General features: G+C 39.9%; 18 protein-coding genes. 4 read left to right on the top strand and 14 right to left on the bottom strand.

The window, feature by feature from the left end:
* Positions 1-11: 11 nt before the first annotated feature.
* The 3 genes from S4054249_RS07815 to S4054249_RS07805 form a co-directional block, all read right to left on the bottom strand.
* Complete coding sequence (locus S4054249_RS07815; protein WP_046357930.1) at positions 12-989, bottom strand: ABC transporter substrate-binding protein; 978 nt, start codon at positions 987-989, stop codon at positions 12-14.
* A gap of 63 nt (positions 990-1,052) precedes the next feature.
* Positions 1,053-2,147: a sensor histidine kinase gene (locus tag S4054249_RS07810; RefSeq protein WP_167354833.1), complete on the bottom strand. Its 1,095-nt coding sequence runs from the start codon at positions 2,145-2,147 to the stop codon at positions 1,053-1,055.
* A 76-nt stretch (positions 2,148-2,223) separates the two neighbouring features.
* Entirely contained in the window at positions 2,224-4,206 is a 1,983-nt protein-coding gene (locus S4054249_RS07805) for an ATP-binding protein (protein ID WP_145924992.1), read from the bottom strand.
* A 165-nt stretch (positions 4,207-4,371) separates the two neighbouring features.
* Here S4054249_RS07805 and S4054249_RS07800 point away from each other — a divergent pair, with 165 nt between their 5' ends.
* The gene (locus S4054249_RS07800; RefSeq protein WP_046357932.1) at positions 4,372-6,066 is read left to right on the top strand and encodes a two-component system response regulator; all 1,695 of its coding nucleotides are present in this window, start codon (positions 4,372-4,374) and stop codon (positions 6,064-6,066) included.
* A 55-nt stretch (positions 6,067-6,121) separates the two neighbouring features.
* On the opposite strand, the gene S4054249_RS07795 is transcribed toward S4054249_RS07800, so the two are convergent.
* The 7 genes from S4054249_RS07795 to S4054249_RS07765 form a co-directional block, all read right to left on the bottom strand.
* The gene (locus tag S4054249_RS07795; protein WP_046357933.1) at positions 6,122-6,457 is read right to left on the bottom strand and encodes a zinc ribbon domain-containing protein YjdM; all 336 of its coding nucleotides are present in this window, start codon (positions 6,455-6,457) and stop codon (positions 6,122-6,124) included.
* Between the two features lie 159 nt (positions 6,458-6,616).
* Positions 6,617-7,693 carry a lipocalin-like domain-containing protein gene (locus tag S4054249_RS07790; RefSeq protein ID WP_145924991.1) on the bottom strand — a complete coding sequence of 359 codons (1,077 nt, stop codon included), beginning with the start codon at positions 7,691-7,693 and terminating at the stop codon, positions 6,617-6,619.
* Between the two features lie 8 nt (positions 7,694-7,701).
* Positions 7,702-10,116: an ABC transporter permease gene (locus tag S4054249_RS07785; RefSeq protein WP_046357934.1), complete on the bottom strand. Its 2,415-nt coding sequence runs from the start codon at positions 10,114-10,116 to the stop codon at positions 7,702-7,704.
* Complete coding sequence (locus S4054249_RS07780) at positions 10,109-10,765, bottom strand: ABC transporter ATP-binding protein (RefSeq protein WP_046357935.1); 657 nt, start codon at positions 10,763-10,765, stop codon at positions 10,109-10,111. The genes S4054249_RS07785 and S4054249_RS07780 overlap by 8 nt, the downstream gene beginning before the upstream one ends.
* A 123-nt stretch (positions 10,766-10,888) precedes the next feature.
* Positions 10,889-11,347 (bottom strand): response regulator, encoded by a 459-nt coding sequence (locus tag S4054249_RS07775; protein ID WP_046357936.1) that lies wholly within the window; start codon positions 11,345-11,347, stop codon positions 10,889-10,891.
* Entirely contained in the window at positions 11,348-12,856 is a 1,509-nt protein-coding gene (locus S4054249_RS07770; RefSeq protein WP_230851815.1) for a sensor histidine kinase, read from the bottom strand.
* A 98-nt stretch (positions 12,857-12,954) separates the two neighbouring features.
* Complete coding sequence (locus S4054249_RS07765; protein ID WP_080928453.1) at positions 12,955-13,710, bottom strand: substrate-binding periplasmic protein; 756 nt, start codon at positions 13,708-13,710, stop codon at positions 12,955-12,957.
* A gap of 256 nt (positions 13,711-13,966) precedes the next feature.
* On the opposite strand from S4054249_RS07765, the gene S4054249_RS07760 reads away from it, so the two are divergent.
* Positions 13,967-14,644 (top strand): spermidine synthase, encoded by a 678-nt coding sequence (locus S4054249_RS07760; protein WP_046357937.1) that lies wholly within the window; start codon positions 13,967-13,969, stop codon positions 14,642-14,644.
* Positions 14,645-14,658: 14 nt separating this feature from the next.
* Here the strand turns inward: S4054249_RS07760 and S4054249_RS07755 are convergent, their stop codons facing one another.
* From S4054249_RS07755 to S4054249_RS07740, 4 genes are all read right to left on the bottom strand, one after another.
* Positions 14,659-15,165, bottom strand: coding sequence for a hypothetical protein (locus tag S4054249_RS07755; RefSeq protein ID WP_046357938.1), 507 nt, complete (start codon positions 15,163-15,165; stop codon positions 14,659-14,661).
* A 151-nt stretch (positions 15,166-15,316) separates the two neighbouring features.
* Entirely contained in the window at positions 15,317-16,060 is a 744-nt protein-coding gene (locus S4054249_RS07750; RefSeq protein WP_196764506.1) for an SDR family NAD(P)-dependent oxidoreductase, read from the bottom strand.
* A gap of 228 nt (positions 16,061-16,288) precedes the next feature.
* Positions 16,289-17,017, bottom strand: a complete 729-nt coding sequence (locus tag S4054249_RS07745) for an Ig-like domain-containing protein (RefSeq protein ID WP_046357939.1) — start codon at positions 17,015-17,017, stop codon at positions 16,289-16,291.
* Positions 17,018-17,370: 353 nt separating this feature from the next.
* A complete protein-coding gene (locus S4054249_RS07740) occupies positions 17,371-17,766 on the bottom strand; it encodes a hypothetical protein (protein WP_046357940.1) in 396 nt (131 codons plus the stop codon).
* A gap of 478 nt (positions 17,767-18,244) precedes the next feature.
* Here S4054249_RS07740 and S4054249_RS07735 point away from each other — a divergent pair, with 478 nt between their 5' ends.
* Together S4054249_RS07735 and S4054249_RS07730 are read left to right on the top strand one after the other, a co-directional pair.
* Entirely contained in the window at positions 18,245-18,580 is a 336-nt protein-coding gene (locus S4054249_RS07735; protein ID WP_046357941.1) for a hypothetical protein, read from the top strand.
* A gap of 749 nt (positions 18,581-19,329) precedes the next feature.
* The gene (locus S4054249_RS07730) at positions 19,330-20,127 is read left to right on the top strand and encodes a dermatopontin-like protein (RefSeq protein ID WP_046357942.1); all 798 of its coding nucleotides are present in this window, start codon (positions 19,330-19,332) and stop codon (positions 20,125-20,127) included.
* Positions 20,128-20,428: the final 301 nt, after the last annotated feature.

Here is a 20,428-nt window from a genome sequence, read left to right as displayed (position 1 = left end):
TCATCGCCCAACTAGTGATAAACATGCTCACCCGCTAGTTTGAGCAAGCTAAATGGAATAACAATACCCAAAGATGTGGCCGTCTTAATGTTAAAAGCCAAAATGTTTTTCTTTGTCGAACCTGCTTCAATATGGCTTGGGTGCATACCATTCAAAATACGTAGTGCCATTTTCGCAACTTCAGCTCCTGCTTCCTTTGGGTCAGGAATTACCGTAAATAAAGCACCTTGTTTCACCGAGCTAATATTTGCACCATATAAAACTGGTTTGAGCCCTGACATAAACGGAACAAATTCACTTTTTTCACTAAAAGGGCCATTAACAGACCAAAAAAAGTCTATTTTAGACTTCATTTTCTCAGCATTAGAATAAGCCTGAGTGTAAGTAGATTTTAAAGCTTCAGTATTCCCATCGTTATATTCAACTATATTTTTAATCAATTGAATATTGTTATAATCCTTAGCAATTTCCTCTATGCGTGCAATGTCTGTCAATGCTGCTGAATAACTTGTTGCAACAATCCCAATGTTTACTTCCTTCCTATGGAATAGTTGATTTACTATCTCTAATTTCGTCCCCCTTTCTACAGAATACACTTTGCCCGTAATAAAATCGTTACTGGGATCTGTTTTCAGTAACAACCCTGCGCCTTCAGGGTCAGCTACAGTGATAAATACCATGGGAATACCTTTATTTTTTAAAACTTTATTACCAATTTTTGCTGCTAACGTCCCGTTTGCTACCAACAAATCAAAGCAGTCACACGCCAACTGCTGCTTGATATGACTCTCAATTAAACTACTTTGGCCGTTGCCGTCAAACACCTCCACATTGACCAGCTCATCTAAGCGCTTTAATGTCGACATAATATGTTTGGTATGTGTCGTTATAATGGGAACCTGTAGAGTCTCTACAATGAGTACGTTTTTCGCTTCACTATTTAATGCCATCACTAAAGTAAATACAGCAATAATCCTAACTAACAACACATTCCTCTCCTTATAAAAAGTAAAATTGCTCGCAGACTTACCAACAGCTCCTCGGCACTGTGTTTATACTCCTTGTGCTATCGTTAGGTTTCGAGACACTGTAAAGTTGAGTTTGCTTCCAATTTCATCACCACTGTCAGAAAAATATATCTCTCCACAATGTATGTTCACTATTCTTTTAGCTGTTGCTAATCCGAGCCCAGACCCTAAATACACGTCTTTATTATGTAAACGCGCCAATGGTTCAAATACTTTTTGCCTAGCATTGCTAGGTATACCTAAACCATTGTCTTGCACAGTGAAATGCCAATAAGTTGGGGTTGTTTCGCAGGCAATTTTGATAACAGGCTGAACCTCACAATATTTAATCGAGTTTTCAAATAAATTTTGAAATAACTGAACTACAAAACTTGGAATAGCTGTGATTGAAGGAAAAGCGCCACACTCAAATACCGCGTCGACAGACTCTATTTGAGATTTCAAATTACTTTTAGCAAGCTCGATACATTTGTCGATATCTGTCGCTTCAAAAAGATGCGATTCGCCCAGATCTAGCCGCGTATAACAAACCAGTGCATTGATAAGATCGTACATTTGTTTAGACGATTGATTTATGAGTTCTAGCTTCTTTTGCAAACTATCAGGGATAGAATCTTGATAATTCAAAGCCACCAAACCACTCATTCTGCTGATGGCATTTGCAGGCTGCTTTAAATCATGGGCTAACACATAAGCAAACTGAGATAACTCTCGATTTTTTTCCTCAATTCTTTTATGCAAACGAGCTGAGTCCAAAGCATTCTTGATTGACTTCATAAGAGACAATTTAGTGAGGCCATTTTTACTAATGTAGTCAGACGCCCCTTTTTTTATTGATTCTGCTGCTACTTTTTCACTGCCTTGTCCAGTGAGCATTATAATTGGCAGTGACGGATAAAGATGATTGAGTGATGTCAGTATGCTGAGCCCATCACTACCAGGTAAAGAATAGTCTAATAATACAATATCAATGTTTCCGAGTTGCAAGGCGTCTAACCCCTGCTCTGCTGACTCAGCCTCCATTACATACCATTCGCGTTCGCAGCTTTTGAGTGTGCGCTTTAAAAAATATCGATCATCTTCACTATCATCAACTAATAATATATTCAAAAATTTCACCTGCATTCCTTCACTGTCCTAGTCTCCTTAAAAATCCGTCTGGGTTCAACGTGCTCTATATTCATTGCATAGCGCTTTATCGCTCCTCAAAAACAACTTGGGAAAAAGTACAATAAAAACGTGTCCCCACATTCAACTCAGACTCAAACCACAAACTACCGCCATGATTTTCGACAATTTTTTTCGCAAATGTTAAACCTGCCCCCGTCCCACCTGCATACTCCTGCTGGGTATTTAGACGCTTAAAAATTCTGAATATTTCATCGCTATACTTCGCCTCAATACCAATCCCGTTGTCTTCAACACAAAAAGCGCTATGCCGTTTACAATAGTAAATCTTCACCACTTTTCTATCTGAACGATTGTATTTGTAAGCATTAACGACCAAGTTATAAAAAAGCTCTTCGATATGGGTGTGATTGCCGATAATAATGGGTAAGTTATCGCCCAGGAAAACTTTAGCATTATGTTCATGTAGGGCTTCTTTTAATCGGCTAATTACTCGGTTAATCACCATACGCATACCTACATGCACTGTGTGCTGCTCTTCTCGGCTCAATCTCGAAAAATAGAGTAAGTCTCGGACCAGGTACTCCATGCGAGTACCCAAATATGCAAGTCGTTCTAATTTATAGATACCGTCTTCCCCCAAAATGGCGGCGTAATCTTCTTTTAAGAACGTTGCATGGTTTTTAATGGCTCTTAACGGTTCTTTTAAGTCATGAGAGGCAATATAAGCAAAATTATCCAGCTCTTCATTTGACTTTTTCAGCTGTGCAATCAGCGTCTCTTTTTCTGTTTCTAATTCAACCCGTTCAGAAATATCCCGAGCAACACAGCACCATAACAACTCGTCACTAACCCAAAAATGAGAAATACCAACACTGACAGGAAATCGCTTTTCCTCAGCTCTGACTCCCTCAGTCGTTATATTCTCTTCAAAGAACTGACCCTCCAGTTTATTATTCGTTATGCGATTTTCACGATTTAATTTCTCAAACGCATTATTGAAAGAGTCTGAAAACAACAAAGAGACATGCTCTCCAATTACAGTTTCTAGTTTCCTTTCAAAAATTCGCGCCACAGAGCCATTGGCATTTCTAATAACCCCATTACTATCTATGGTTAAAACTGCATCTATAGCACTCTCAAGCGCTGCTCTATATTCGATGCTTCGAGCATGTAACAAGCGTTCAGCTTTAAGCCAATTCAAAAGATAAAATAAAGAGGCCCCCGTTAAAAGTGAGAGCAAAACTCCGACGATCAGCGCTATATAATGAATGTAAGACCCATCTTGGACAGCCCTGTGTTTTTTTGGCCAAATGGCAAACGTCCAAGTCACATTGTACAAATTAAAGGTATGTCTATACCCTACATCAGGGTTAAAAGAGGAGCCTATATCTGCCCTAGCATACATAGGCTCCTCTTCTACTGATATCTCAATATTGTAATCTTGAAAAAAGGCATGTGGCAGCAGACTGTCAACTAAGCTTTTAACAGAAAACACCCCGACAATAAAGCCTTCAAATTTGCCCTCAATAAAGATAGGAAAATAGGCTAACAACCCTTTACCGCCTTGCACAAGGTCAATTGGCTTAGTTACTGTGATTTCTTTCGACGCTTTTGCTCGTTCAAGCGCAAGCCGGCGTTTTTCTTCAAATGCAAGATTCAAGTTAAGTGCGGCTTTGTTATCGCTTAGTGGTACAATCCACTTAACGATATACTCATTATTGACCCACTCAATGGCACGTAGTCCAATATGATCGTCCACATAATCTTTCGCATCTAACTGCCACTCAGAATACGGTGACCCTTGTCTTGCAACCCACCGATTTCGCATTCTTTCCAGAGCATTCATGATAAGCGGAAACGTTTTGACAAATTGATGCTCAATGAGCTCCGTTTTAGCAAATGACGTTTGCTTAATTAAATGTCGTTCTTGTGTATCAGAAAGCTGCCAAACCCCAATAAAAACACCAATACTTGTCAGTACACCAGATATCATTATAACTAGAGCAGATTTGAACCGGTGTTCCGTGTTACCTCGTAGTACACCCACAAAGTATCCTTATTTAAGAGGTTCGTTATAAACGAGTAATACTAAGTTAGTAAATAATTCGTATTTTGGCTAGCCAAATATTTGCCTCTAAACTAGGCTCTTTACAAATGAAATGTCGAACGAGAGTCCCTATTGACTGTACTTTCGTGACAAGGAGTGCAGCAAATGAACATATTGCTGGTAGATGATGAAAAAATAGACCGAGAACTAGTCAAAGAGGCACTATACTGCTCCGGTAAACGATTTGATATCAAAGAAGCGACTAGCGCACAAGATGGCTTATCTGCAATTAGCCAAAACGCATTTGATATTGTATTACTAGACTACCAAATGCCCAATCAAAATGGCTTACAGTTTTTGATGGCACTCAAAACGCAAAACATATGTGAACACTGCGCAATTATTATGATCACCAATAACCGAGATGAAGACCTGCTGGTTAATTGCATTAATGCCGGCGCGCAAGACTTGCTCCTCAAAGATGAAGTCACCTCAACCCAACTTGTACGCTGTATAAAACAGTCTCAAAGACGCATTGAACTGCAAAATAAATTGTCTAAAAGCTATCAGCAGGTCAAAGAACTCGCCGAACGAGATACATTAACAGGCCTATTTAATCGTCGTTATTTTGAAAATGCGCTCACCTCATTACTTGTCAATATGCGAAGCCTAGAGGGCTATATTGTCGTGATGCTGCTGGATATAGATAACTTCAAAATGATAAATGACAATTTGGGACATTCAGCTGGGGATGCAGTTCTAAAAGAGTTTGCTAGCAGACTGAATTCAAACTTTAGAGAAAGCCCACTCTTTGCAAGGTTAGGCGGAGACGAATTTGCCTTTGTTTTTTCCGGCATTAGAAGCTCAAATAGCGCTCTGACCATCGCAGATCGCTTGTTAACCACTTTTGAAGAGCCGTTTCATTTTGAAGATCACCAAATATACAGTACAGCGAGCATAGGTATTACGTTATCAGCATCAAAAACCACCTCTGAAGATATGCTCAAACAGGCTGATATCGCTATGTATAAAGCGAAAAAAGAGAAAAGGAACAAAGCCTGCTTTTTCGATGAGGCTTTAGAGGCTGAGTTTTATCGACTGTTTCAGATTGAAAACGAGCTTAGGTTAGCAATTAAAACGAATAATTTTGATATCTTCTTTCAGCCAATTTTCAATCAAACCGGCACGGCGATTATTGCAACTGAAGCGCTAGTCAGGCTACCTAAAAGCGATTTAAACGCATCACCTGCTGAGTTTATCATTGCCTCTGAGAAATTAAGGTTGATTGAAACCTTTGGCAGAATGATCATTCAAAAGTCGCTCTGTAAATATGCTCAACTTTTAAACTGCACCGCTTGCGATACGATTGCACTTTCAATCAACCTTTCACCGTTACAGATCCATGATTTAAACTTAGGGTCATTTATCGCTGAACAGGCAAAACTATATCAAGTAGACCTCAATAATATTATTGTCGAGGTCACTGAAACCGCCTTATTGGAGAACAATAACATCACATTAGAAACACTGAAGGTAATAAAAGAACACGGTTGTAAAATCGCGTTAGATGACTTCGGCACGGGATTTTCTTCAGTATCTCACTTGTTAAACTACCCTATCGATATAGTTAAATTGGATAAAAGCTTAATTGAGAGAACAATAGATGACAAAAAAGCATGTGCAATGCTTCAGGGTCTAACAACCATGCTTCATAAGATATCAATCGAAACTATTGCTGAAGGGGTTGAATGTGAGGCGCACGTTGCCATATGCCAAAAAGCAAACGTATCAAGGCTACAGGGCTATCATTTTGGCAAGCCGATGCCAATCGAAAGCTTGATTAAAATATTAAGTAGTTAATACAATTATGTAGTGCATCAAACGTTTTATCTGACGCACTAAAAAACAGAATATACTAGGCTTTTTTCACAAACTTCGCTGTGACCATCATTTCACCTACACCATCTACTTTGCAATCAAGTTCGTGATCTTTTTTGTCTAGAACTCGTCTCACCAAAGCTTTGGTACCAATCTTAATCACTTGTGAGCTACCTTTGATTTTAAGGTCTTTCACAACCGTAACTTTATCGCCATCGACAAGCAAAGTGCCATTGGCATCTTTAACTTGCGGCGTATCATCTTCTTCTACTTCTGACGGGTCCCACTCATATGCACATTCAGGACAGATCAACTGACTTTGATCTTGATATACATACTCAGAATTACACTTTGGACATGGAGGGCACGACATACTTTACTGCCTATATAAGTTTCTTTGTGGGCATGATAATCCCTAGACGTCGACATCGCGAGAAAAAATCTCTGCAATATGCAACTTTTTAGGCTAAAACACGCTTTTTAATGATGTTGGTCAAACTAGATTGTGAGTAGCACTGCCGCTCATATTAAATTAATACCCGACCAGCTCACCATACCCTATACCGTTGTAACCACCAGAACTCACAACCCGACCTTCCCAATAAGGTATGCTTAGTTTATTTCTCGAATCTGAGTTTACTGCTTTTATTTCAATAGGTTCAAAGCCATCTACAGAGAGTTGCCATGCAATTGGGTAAGTCACATCATCCAATTCTATGCGCTTGATTACTACCAGCTCAACTTGCTCATTGCCAAATGCACGCGTGTTGCCATCAGCATCAATAGAGGTTGCACTACAGTATTCATACCCTTTACCAGTGGCATGAATACAAAATGCCATTAACCCCCCATCTTGAGGGTTTTCTGCCTGTAAACTAAACCAGTCCCAACCAGCTTGATTCGGATTTATAAAGGCGGCTGACCACTCTCTATCTAACCAAGCTCTTCCTGTGACGGTATACACTTTTTCGTCGAAGATGAGTTCGCCACTCACATCTAAGAATGGATAACTGTAATACATGGACGCATGACCATCTTGTGTTTTTTGACTAAAGCCTTGTTTTCCATGCAGTACTCTGGGACTATTATCCATGTTAAGCGCAACACGATAACCCTCTTGACTGGCATGTAAACTCAACGGCAAAAAGGCCCCCTCAGTACTTTGCATCGACCAATTTTTCAGCCTTGCCTCAAAAGGCGATGCTTGGATAATCACATCTGATGCACGACCTGATTTTTCAAAAGCGACATGTTGTGTATCGGTTTGCACTGCAAAATGCGCAAAATAAAATTGTCCATCCCACCAAGGTCCTGTTGGGTCAGCAGACAGTTCAGGTCGGCTTACGCGAAATAAGGTCCATTGCACTCCAAAATCTTGGCCGCTGTCACTTTTAAGGTTTGCAGTGACGTACCACCACTCGATCCCCTGAGCAGGGTGTGCGCCATGATCTTCTGGAAAAGTTAATACATTACCTGCACTCACAGGGTCGCCACTTTGCATCGAAAATGGATGGGTTGATGCTGGCTTTTGAGCAGGTTCGCTACACCCTTGCAATAAACTGGTGATACAAAGCCACACGCATAATTGAACTATCGTTTTTATTTTCATTTGCTTCTCTACAACTGTGCCACACTGTCTGCGATATTGCGCTTTAACAGCCGCAGCATAGGCAATGCCCCAACAATCATGGCAAGCACTAGCACCACTATGCTAAAGGCCAATATTGCCCACCAATCAAGCACCATGGCCATACTCCAACCAAATGCCAAAGGCATCACATAGGTTAATAACACCCACCCTAATAAAATACCCAGAGGTATCGCCAGCATGATGGTGACAAGTAAAATAATCAATGTTTGGAGTAATTTGGCAGCCAATAACTGCAATCGCGTGACACCTAAAGTCTGTAATGTTGCCATTTGTTGGAGCTGTCGCCTACCCAGTGTTAAAAAGCTCACCCACACGCCAAATAATGCAATCAACATGATGAACAAGTTAAGTGCATGAGTAACACTAAAAGTATTCTCAAACAATTGCTTTGCATACTGTTTAAACACTTTATTAACGCTTATCTGAGTACTCTCTATGAACAGATGCTCTACTAAATACTTAGTCATATCGTTGATATCAATATCAGGTGCTAGCGTCAAAGAGAAACCAAATGCTTGATAACTAAAACCACTGCTTTCAATCACACCTGTTGTGGTGAGCAGTGTAGCCTCCTGCTCGCCATAATCGTAGAAAATCCCCGTAATTTGACAACTAAACTGCTTATTCCCTTGTTTTACTTGCACAACCTGATCTGTTTCGATGCCATAAATACGCCACCCAGGTTCATTCACTAGACATTGGTAGACAGCATCAGTTGTATTCGATAAGTGCTCACTTGTTACAGGTTTACCACCCAACAATTTAACCTGCTGATGCAAGTGTGCATCACGTCCAAAACTAAGCAGTTTGATGGGTATTGTATCTTGTTCACGAATAACCTCACTGCGAGCTTGCCAATAAACCCCGACGCGTTCAATTTCTGCCATTTGCTCAAGGGTGTGGTGCATGTTGCTCGACACTACTGCAGGGCGGACATAAAGATCGGCACTGAGACGATTTTCTAAATGACCATCCAATGTCTGACTAAAACTCTTCACCATCACCAACATACCAATGGCAGCGCCCATAGCCATTAATGTCGCGAGCACGGCGCTTAACAGCGATTTAATTTGGCCTTGGCTATCAGCTTTGAGCCATAAAATCAGTACAGAGTGCGTCGGCCATTGACTAGAAAATACCCTTGAGATAATGCCTGGTGTGATACAAAAGAAAATCAACAAAATCACCGCACAAAGTAGCAACGCCACCAGCTTACTCTTCGCCAGTAAGGCAAGTAACACCGCAACGATGCAAAGCGCAGCTAAGCATAACCAGAAAACCTGCTTATGCTTTATCACCTTCGCCAAACGATTAGATAAGAAAAAGATTGATAAAACAGCCGTATTAAGCGCAAACCCTAGTGCCACCATGGCCCAGTTTAAGTCAACAGTGAGGCTTCTATCCAATTGATAGAAACTACGCAGTACTTGCGTCACATCAGCAACTAAAATATTGGCAAGCGTTACACCAAGCAGAGCGCCAAAATAGGCACATAACAGCCCTAAAGCGCCGAGCTCAATGAACATGGCTTGCTTTAATTTAAGTGGTTGACAACCCAGTAAATAAAGCTGTTTGAGTTGCGCGGCCCGAGAGGAAAAAGCCAGCTTAATGGCATTAAAGCTTAAAAATGCCCCCACTATATAACCGAGTAACGCCAAAGCTTGCAGGTTGAAGAAAAACGGACCTGAGAGTGTATCAAACGCCTGTGCATCCGCCCGCTCAACTCTGGCTTGGCCTTTCAATTGTTTAGTCAGTGCAAGCTCATCGACTTCATCTAAATCAAATACTTCAAGATAACTTACTTCACCCTGAGCATTGAGCAGTTTATCTGCCAAACTAATGTCCATCAGAGCTTGAAAGCCCAAGCCTTCCATGGGCGAAACAGCATAGCTCATACCATTTAAATTGAGTGTATTGCTCTCTAGCCGAGCAAGTAACTTGGGGTCCAAATAAATCGTATCGAATAGTGAGCTTGCTTGGCTTTTTGGCTCTTTGTAACTGCTATCTTTTTTGTTCAGTGCGGATTGCGAAATCCAGTGTAATAGGTTCACCCCTTTAATATTGAGCCATTTGCCACTTTCAAGCTGTACTCGGCCTTCAAGTACCACCTCGAAGTGAGTCTCGGTTTGCCATGATAACTGCTGCCTAACACTGACAGGCAAGCGTTCGCTGCCAAGTGTCGGTTTGATAAAGTGCGAAACGGGTACTTCTAACAATGCACTGCTATTTGAATAACGTTTGGAGGCCTCCAAATTAAGGCCAAAAATAGCACTGATCAAAGCAGTGCCTAAACTAAACCCAAGTACAAATAAAACCAGTAGGCCTTTGTGTCGCACATAAAACTGCCAAAAAGCAAACAAAATTAACTTAAATTCAGTCATGCAACTGTCCGTTTTTCAATCTTATTTGCCTTTCAAATTGAACAGCCAGCTTTTCACTGTGCGTCACCATGATCAGATTAATTTCATGCTCTTTACATAAAGCTTGAAGCAGCTCTAGCACTTCTTGACTACGTTCACTGTCGAGGTTACCTGTGGGCTCATCAGCTAAAATGACTTTTGGTTTATTAATTATGGCTCTTGCGATGCCCACGCGCTGCTGCTCTCCCCCACTAAGTTCACTGGGAAAAGCCGACAACTTATGTGCAATGCCAAGCCTAGTAGCAAGCGCTGTGAGTGCAGGTTTTGTGACTTGAATCCCATTTAAGCGAGCCTGAAAAGTGATATTATCAGCCACATTTAACGCTTCTAATAGTTGATAATGTTGGAATATTACACCGATTTGGCGACGATAGAGTGCCAATTGGTTTTCATCGAGCTCAGATATTATGGCGCCATTGACATTAATTTCGCCACTGTCTGGCACCAGCAGGCCTGCCAGTAAATTTAATAACGTCGTTTTCCCTGAACCACTGTCCCCAACTAATGCTATCTGCTGAGCGTCTTGAATGGTCATCGATACATTGTCAATGATACGCCTATGAACCTCACCATCGGCTCTCGAAAATACGACATTTTTTAACTGGATCATATCAGCCTCTTTGTAACAACATTGTCATTATGCTTCCAAAGGCGCCTCCAATCTAGCTAATCACCAATTTAAATTTGTAACATGATATAGATAACCACATGAAAAATTTAACGATTACGACAGCTAATCATATCCATCAATAGAGGGTAACAGTGCAACTTTAAACCAGTAGTCTTTAAGCACTTTAAACGCATTTGCCAAGTCATCAAACTCAACGGGCTTTTGAATATAAGACGCCGCGCCCAACGCGTAACAAGACTTTATATCCTGCGGGTCGCTTGATGTAGTTAATACCACAATCGGAATTGAGCACATTTTAGGATCTGCTTTAAGGTCTCTGAGTAATTGTCGACCATCCAGACCGGGCATGTTTAAATCAACCAGTGCCAGTACCGGTCTCTTTAAGTGTTCATGAGAACCATATTTTCCACTTTTATATAAAAAGTCTTTTGCATCTTGGCCTGATTGGCACCACTGTATTGGATTCATAAAGTGGCTTTTTCGCAAACTTCTCAATATGGCCTCAAAATCATCTGGATTATCATCCACCAGTAAGATCAAACCTAAATCTTTATCCATCATTCACTCCCCTAGCTTTAGCGTAAAGTTAAAACAACTGCCATGGCCAAGTTCCGATTCGACCCAAATATGTCCGCTGTGCCTTTCTACTATCTTTTTAACAAATGTCAGTCCCACACCAGTACCTCGCACCGCATCATCTTCTTCATTCAGTCGCTTGAAAATCCGAAACACATCTTCAAAAAAACATGCATCAATGCCGATCCCGTTGTCTTTGACATAAAAAACCCGGTTTTCAAGCACATTTGTATGCGGATTCATACTGGCTTTAACGCCAATTTCAATCTGTTTGCGAGGACACTTGTTATATTTCACGGCATTAGAGATCAGATTACGAAATAGTTCTGATACACGAGGTTTATCACACGTAACCCTTGGCAATGGCGACGGGATCAACAGTTCGACACTTTGCGTGGTTTCTTCTGGTAATGTCAGCTCCGCGACATTGTCAATTAACGCATTTAAATCAACTTCTTCAATGGCTAAATCTTGCCTACCCAATCGCGAGTAATACAATAGACTATCGACCAACTTTTCCATCCGTGTACATAAAAAACGAATTCTTGAAATCCTTCTCAACCCCTCGCTTCCGAGGGAGCCAGCATGATCCTCTTCTAAAAAAAGCGCGTTGTTAGCAAGCCCTCTGAGCGGTTCTTTTAAATCGTGAGATGCGATATAGGCAAATTGGTCAAGCTCAGAGTTGCTGATTTGAAGTTTTCTAATGTAAGTGTCGATGGCTATTTCGGCCGCTTTTCGTTCCGATATATCTCTGACTGTACCAACAAACATGGTTTTACCTTGCACAGTCATCTCATTGACACCCAGCTCTAACGGAAATAGATGACCACTGCTTCGTCGACCAGTTATTTCGCGGCCAACTCCAATGATCTTTTTATCTCCCGTCGTGTGATAATTATTGAGGTAAGAATCGTGCTCAGATTGATACGGCTCAGGCATTAACATTTTGACATTACGTCCAATGACATCTCTTGCCCGATAACCAAAAATATTTTCAGCAGCCGTGTTAAAACCGTGGATCACTCCTTTCATATCAATCGTGATAAGACCATCTAACACCGTATCCATAATGGTCTCGATATGCTCGACATACGACTTGATTGATAGATCAGCCTGTTTACGCTCTGAAATATCTCTCACAGTACACAAAACCACCTCATCCGCAGGCAACACGCTAATAGACAACTCAAGAGGAAATTCGCTGGCATCTTTTTTAAGCGCAAGCAACTCTATGCCTGTACGACATGGCTTCCTGTATAGCTGTGCTATTTTTTCGTCAGTCACATTGTGTAAGTATTTAAAGTATTTAGCCTGCTCAGATCTAGGGATAAGAAATGTGATGTTTTTCCCTAATACTTCTTCTTTGCGGTAGCCAAAAATTTGCGTCGCAGAAATATTAAAGCTAAGAATGTCTCCCTGTAGATTGGTCATAAAGATCCCGTCTATGACACTGTCCATTACAGTTTCTAACTGTAATTCTCCGAGTTTCGTCACGCTTCGGCCGTTTCCTAACGTTGAGCTTGTTAATAAAGTGTAGTCAACGAAGTCAGCCTGTGCAGATTAATCTTTATTTATCAGTCCCTAAGATGAGACTAGTTGAGTAATTGCCATTTGCGAACAATTTCATCGTAGCGCCCTGAAGCTTTAATCGCGACAAGTGATTCTCGCAATTTTTTTGCCTGCGATTTTGAGAACTGTAAATTGGTTGCGAGGTGCAGCTCTGATGGGAAATCATTAAGAGTCAGTTTACTTTCTAGCAATGCAGGGTCTAGCCCTAACTCGTCTAATTCGCGCTGCAACGTTCTCGTATTTGTTAATATAAAATCCGTTCGGCCTCGATATAACATGTGCCACATACTTTTATAATGCGATGCTAAAACAAGATCATGCTCCTCCGAGAAGCCAGCTTCCTTTAGGTAATACTCACTGTAATAACCCCGAATAGTGCTAACGCGAAACCGTTTAGCCTGTTCAAGTGAAACCAAAGACGCTGAATTTGTTTTTAGACCGATTAATGATGCGGAGCTCTGGCACATGCTACCTAAAAATTGATAGTTTAATGCGCGACTTGGTGTTTTTAACCAGGCCAACATCACCACATCTGACTTGGTTTGCAGCTCATAATGCGCTCTAGCCATGGGTAAAATATCAAACTTAGCGTCCAGCCCACTGTGCGCTTTTAGTGCCTTAGCTATTTCAACTAACACTCCATCTGGTTGCCCATGCGCGTTCAGATAATGATACGGAGGCAGATCTTCTGCAACAAATCTGATGGCATTTGCGTGCGCATTCGTGTAGCTCATCGCAACGACAGTAATAATAAAGTGGATAAAAAAGCGAAATAACATTTTTTTTATTCTTGCAATAGACGTGTCGAGTTTGACTGGTTTTGGATGAAAGATCAACACACATATTTCGGCGTTTCACCTACTTATGCATTCCCTTTACCCAAAGCAATCTATCTGATTTATATTACAAAAATTAAAATTTGGCGCTAAACTTAACACTCTAGTTTATAAAGCTTCTGGTCTTATGAGTTACACATATACAAACATTCCAGCTACCCTTCTCAAGTTAGAAGTAGACGGCAGGGAAATCCAAGTTATGGAAAATAATACACTGCGCTGGTTTAATATTGACGGCATCATGCAATCAGCCATGTCCATCTCTGAGCCAAGCAGCTTGGTGTTTCCACATATGTTATTTATGGCAATTCCGACCTATGAAATCACCACAGTAAATCGGGTACTCGATATAGGATTAGGTGGTGGCGGATTGCTGCGCTTCCTCAGAGATAAATACCCCCAAGCACACATAGAAGCAGTAGAAAAAAGCCAACATATTATTGACCTGTACAGGCAGTTTTTTAACCCCAATGAAATTGAAAGTGTAATTCATTGCAAAGATGCCCACGCATTTGTCACACAACAAACCACTACCCTACCTTTTGATTTGATAGTGGTTGATATCTTTGACTCAGAAACACTGCTGCCCTTTATTTTTGAATCGCAGTTTTATTCCAATCTAAAAGACCTAGTTGCCAAAAAGGGCTGGATAGCACTGAACACCGTATTTACCAAGCGTGAGCAAATAAGTAAGCTATCAGATGTGCTGACCAAGATCTTTCCTGATACCACAATTTATGGCTTCAAGGCTGCTCAGTTTGCCAATATTGTTTGGGTGATCGCTACTGACAACCAAGCACTCAACCCAATTTGGCAGCAGCAAGCATTCTTTAGCACAAGTAAAATCGATGGCCTAACATACTTGCTTGATGACTAACTACTCCAACCCAGTTACAGCTGGTGTGATTGCTTATCTATCACTGCAATTTTATATGCAGCTTTAAGCATCACACCAATGGCAACAATATTTAATACAATACTAAACCACGCCTCGAATATCAGTAGATCAATCTGAAAGTTGCGCATATAACTTGCTAGTTGATCAACAATTTCAATTGAAATACCAATCACAATGAGCATAAACCCATAATATTCAGAGGTTTCATTTAGCAATTTGTGCTGCTCCAAATTTGGGTCTTGCTTGCTGTCCCAAGCTCGCTTTGAGAGGATTTTTCGACCATCCATGACTGCGCCAAAACCAATCAGCAAAATGGTAATGGTGGCTTCATTATCAATGATATTTTGGTAGCCATGCTCATCCATATGTCCAAATAAAAAACGTAGATCTTCTACGGTAATATTGGTCACTAGCAAACAGATCAAAACTAATGGGAATAATAAAAAAGCTCTATTTAACGCGACTGTGTAGATCAACTGACTGGTTCTCGATTTTGGCATCTTGTGCTCAGCGGCTCGATTTAAAACATTTCAAACGCTGGATCTTAGCCATTTATCAAAGATTGACAAGCCTAACTAACGTATTTCTTATATCCAAGGTACACCTTTAGACACCATAGCCGGTCCAAGTTTACAAAACTGCTATATTTTCTTAATTGCTTTTACCCCTTTTCCCCAGCATCAACCTCACAAAGGCCTTAAAAGGCAAAACTTGCATCAAAATAGCAATTAAACCCCAACGTTTTGTAATATAAACCACCCGCTTTTTTTGCTCTATCGCACGTAGAATTTGTAAGGCCGCTTTTTCCACAGGTGCAAGCCAAAAAATACCATCGCCTTTAGCCATATGGGTATCCACAAATCCTGGGCGTATATCTGTGATATTGATGTTTAGTCCAGCCTTGTAGGCACGGCAATATAGACCTTCTAAATAATTTGACATATATGCTTTAGTTGCATTATACGATGGACAAGGCCCACCGCGCAGCGCCATAATCGAAGAAGTAGCAGCGATGTGCCCTTGGCCTTGTTTAGCAAAATAGTGGTAGGCTGTATTTGCAATTGCGGTAAACCCTGACGCATTCACAGCGATAGTATCAAGCTCTCCATGCAACGGAAATTCAGGTTCACAGCTCCCCATACCTGCGTTAATAAGCACAATATCTACACCCTGCATTTTATCTAGCAATTGCTCAAACTTTTCAGCCGCATCATGTGGTTTTGAAATGTCCATTACACACGCAAACGCCTCACTCGATATAGATTGCTGTAATGAAAATAATAGCTCTTTTCGCCGACCCGTTAATCCCAATATATAGCCTTGCTGGGACATATGAATCGCTAATGCTCTACCAATACCTGATGTCGCACCAATAATAATTGCTTTTTTCACCATACCTGTTTCTCGTTTTTGTTATTTTTATGGACTTGGAGTGAGTACTGTTGCAAATGCCCCAATGGTATTTATTGCCTCATCAAGACTGTGCCCAAGTGAACATTGAGATATATGCTCAATACCTATATCTGTATGCAAGTAAATGTACATAACTACCATAAGAAAAAAAGAAAAAGGAGTTAAACAGGGAGTAGAAGCACAAGCAATTACCTGTGCTCCTTTACTAGCTTAGTTTACATCAATGGTTACGGTCGCAGGTGCACTGGTAATATCGTATAAATTATTGCCTTTAATTCGATACCTAAACGAATCTTGGCCTACAAAGCCAGCTTTAGGTGTGTAAGTAATAGTGTAATCGTCATTAACCGTCACACGACCATTTTCGGCCCAAGCATATACCTCGACACCAAAATAGTGTGGCACGTTTGCATCATTGGCTTTAACATGAATTGTCACAGCCTGATTGACTGAGGTCTGAGCATTATCATCGCTCGGGTAGTAGTCATAATCGATATTAAATGCCTCATCGAGGCTGACGCGGATCACGCCCCATTCAGATGTTTCACCTGCTGGGTTAATAACACGAAACGGGATTGTTTCTAGCTTGTTTGTTCCATCCGAAACCGCTGCATAATATAAGAGCTTTCCCTTAAACTCTATCCAACGTCTATCTATAATATTATATGCAACAGCTTGGCCATAGACCGTACGAACTTGATCGTAAAAACCAATTTGGCTGTAAGACTTATCCGCATTTAATTGGATCCTAAGTTCATTGTTTGAGTAATTCGGATCAGTGACATGACCATTGCCAAATATATCGAACTCTTCTTGTATTTTCAGGCCCGAATTAAATTCGTATGTTGTTTTATTTAGCACAGGTGCGGCCTGCACGAAGTTAGCTAGCAAGCCTGCGCTTAGTGCTACAGCCAATACCTTATAAGTGGTTTTGTTCATTTAAAAATTTCCTTTTATTTATCTTCGTTGTTATTTTCACAATATTTATACTGAAAAATAATACCCCAACCTCAGTATGAATATATTTATACTAAATTATAGGGTAATTAATCAAATTGATATCTATTACAACTTTTGCCCACTGAAGCATCTCAACCACATAAAACCAGGCAGAGTGCTACATCTCATTTGGCAAAGGCCTTTCTAAGACGAAGTAAACCCCGTTAAATTAAAGTGTATTGAAATGCAAATTTGAATGGATGTTAATTTAGTTTTTGAAGTGACATATCTAGCACTCCATGTATATCACATAAATTCAGTCTATCTGAGCAGTTATTACTGACCCGTATTTTTTATCTAAAGGCCACCCCTTCGCTACAACTAAATTCCGATAAAAAATTTAGGAGTTCGATCATGTTACTTTTAATACCCGTAACAGGTTTTAAGTCTTCAATTATCGCTTCTTTTTTATCAAGACCTATATCCTGTATCAATAACACATACTTCCATTTATATACATCTGGCGAGTTCACATTTATTTCTTTCCTCAGAACCTTGTGAATAGCTTCAATATCACATTGGTAAGCGGACTCATACAATAGCTTTTCTTTCTCATCCTTTGTGTAATTATCAAACATACCTTTTCGGTCACTATAAATAACTCTTTTAGCAGAAGAAAACCCCTCTGCTACAGCTTGATTAACAAACTTTATATATTTCTCTTTGTCAATTGTGCCATCAAGCAGCAAATCTTATAAATATCAAGGCATTCATTAACTGTATCTGAGTTAAGTACATTGACACTGTGCTCTTCACATAATTTATATGAAAACATCGGTCTTGATTTAGAACATAAAGCCACCCCCGCTCTGTCATCAACCCCATGGCTGTAAAAACTGTTCATCAAAAAAAATATAAATATGCATTTAATTGCTTTCATTTACTCCCCTTTACTACCAGTAAACGCTCCCATTCGCCTTGGCTGCGAAAGTGCATGGAGCCGCCGCTTTGAGTTATCATAATTAGCCCCTCAAGTACAGAAACGGTTAGGGTATTTTTTGATATAACACCCATTTATATAAACCATTGAGACTGAACCTATAAGGTGTCGTCCCTAATTGCAATGAGTGTTATTAATATTTAATCAAGCCTAAAATCATAACAAACACATATTTATCTTGTGTTTATAATCAGCTATAATTCACGGTTTACAATAGAGAAGACAGTATGTTGAAATGGTTTCTTTTGATATTTTTTGGATTAGCTAGTTTTAGTGCTCTTTCAGTGTCTTATAAAATAGAAATTTGTGCAATTCAGTCGCATATAAATGGAAATGCATTTATACAGCCTTGTCCAGATACCAGTGGTAAAAAATGGTATTCAAGAAATCGATGTAGTGCGGGGGATTGGATTTCTTGGAGTATGTCTAATATTGGTGGGCAGGTTATGTATTCAACTGGATTGGCTGCTTATACTACTGGGGCAACAGTTGAGTTGAATTTAGATGGCAGCTCGTGTCATGGTGCCTATGATACAACAGAAGTGATAAGGCTAGTTAAGTAATATTATATTTTTTAGTTTTTCGTAAATTTTGAGATGACACCCATTCATATAAACCATTTAGGCTGTACCTGTCAGGGCCGCCCCAAATTGGAATGGGTGTCATTTATATTTTTCTGCTCAAAAGTGCATAATTTACTTATGCTACATAGGTACTTTACTCAGCTTACTATTTCGCAGTGCTTGTGATGGCACACACTGATACCGACTTTCAAAGCTGCGCCTAATCGGTGCCAGACCCGAGTTGGAATTCATTTGTGCATAGACCTCTTCTTACACTATCCCCAAATAAAGTGAGTATTGTCTATATTTTTGTAGTTTAAATCGCAGCTGTCGCCTTTAAAAAATTTTAAAATTTTTTATCTCATGAATTGCATTAGTAAAGAGTTCGTATATAGAACATTATTCGTATAAAACTCATATAATGATTAAAAAGTATAACTGTTCTTAAATCGCAATTTAGCCAACGTTGCTTGCTCGTTGTGATCGAAATTACGCTATTTTGGGTAATTTTTTATCCTACATAGCTAAGTTACCACCTTAACTTATCGAATTGCACTTATCGCAACATCATAAAAATCGACATAAATACCTGCAATTTATCTGTAATATTCGATATCTATAAATAGGACTCCGAAATATAAGGCTGTATCGGAACTAAGTATATAAAACCATAATCGGCTTATTCACACTTATGGTGATCAAACGAGTCTGAGCCGAGTTTGTTATTTGAATTTAAAAGGAATATTTAAATGAATACAAAGTTACTTTTCAGCGCAGCTATGATCTCAGCTGTACTTACTTCTTCTTATGCATTTTCAAAAGAATTACAAAGTGCTGGAGATATGGAATATAAACTAGGTAATAAAGTCTATAAAATTCCTTCAAGCCAATCTGCCAATGTTGATACAATAATCGAGTTAATTGACTCTAACAACGATGTATCTGAATTCGGTGTAAACACATTCGAATTAGAAAGCACGCAAGTATCAAGCTCATCATTCAACATCCAGTCAGGTAATTTGGTTGTGTTTAGTGGTTATAGCGCTACTGATGTCAACGCATTCGATGCAACATTCAGATTTACTTGTCCGAGCAACATGTTTTTACAACGTGTATCCAGCTACCATGAAAATTGGGCTGAGGATCGCCGCTTTAGCTTTGAATGTGCAAAGTTTAAAACAGCGTCTGGCAGCAAAGTATACCGCGGCCGCGTGAGCTGGTCTGGCTATGCAAATGAGTTCGACTATGCGATGAATTATACTTGTCGTCACGGGGAGTTTTTAGTCGGCGTTTATGCTGAGCATGAAAACTGGGCTGAAGACCGCAGATTCAAATTTGCTTGCGCAGCGATGAACGAAGGTTCTGCATACGGTACACAACTGGAGCCAGAACAATGTCACGAAGATGGCCCTTCTTCACTAGATCGCCCATGGGATTTAGGTTCTTCTCGTGGCGCATTAGTTGGCATGAAGAGCGAGCATGTAAACTGGGCTGAAGACAGAAAAACGACTGTTACCTATTGTTTGAGTGCAAACAGCGGTTGGTAATAATCGATTGATACATTATTTTTTAAGTCACGTCAGGGTTTCTAGTATAAATAGAGACCTTAGTCGTGGCTTTTAGTCTTACTTGAAATTTTACAATTTACAATTTAAAAATGCAGATACCTGCACTTTTATCAGTTATGTAAAAGATAGTACAGTGCTGATCAAAGAAATATTGATATTAAAGGAAAATAAATATAGAGATGACACCCACTGATTTCAACTGTCGAAGCTGCGCTTATCAGGTGTGACCCAGATTAGAATGGGTGTTGTGTTTATTTTTTACTAGAAAATAACCTTCTTA

The sequence above is a fragment of the Pseudoalteromonas luteoviolacea genome (assembly GCF_001750165.1).
Lineage (GTDB): Bacteria > Pseudomonadota > Gammaproteobacteria > Enterobacterales > Alteromonadaceae > Pseudoalteromonas > Pseudoalteromonas luteoviolacea_G.
Note: the sequence above shows the minus strand (reverse complement) of the source record. Positions and strands in the feature narration are given on the sequence as shown.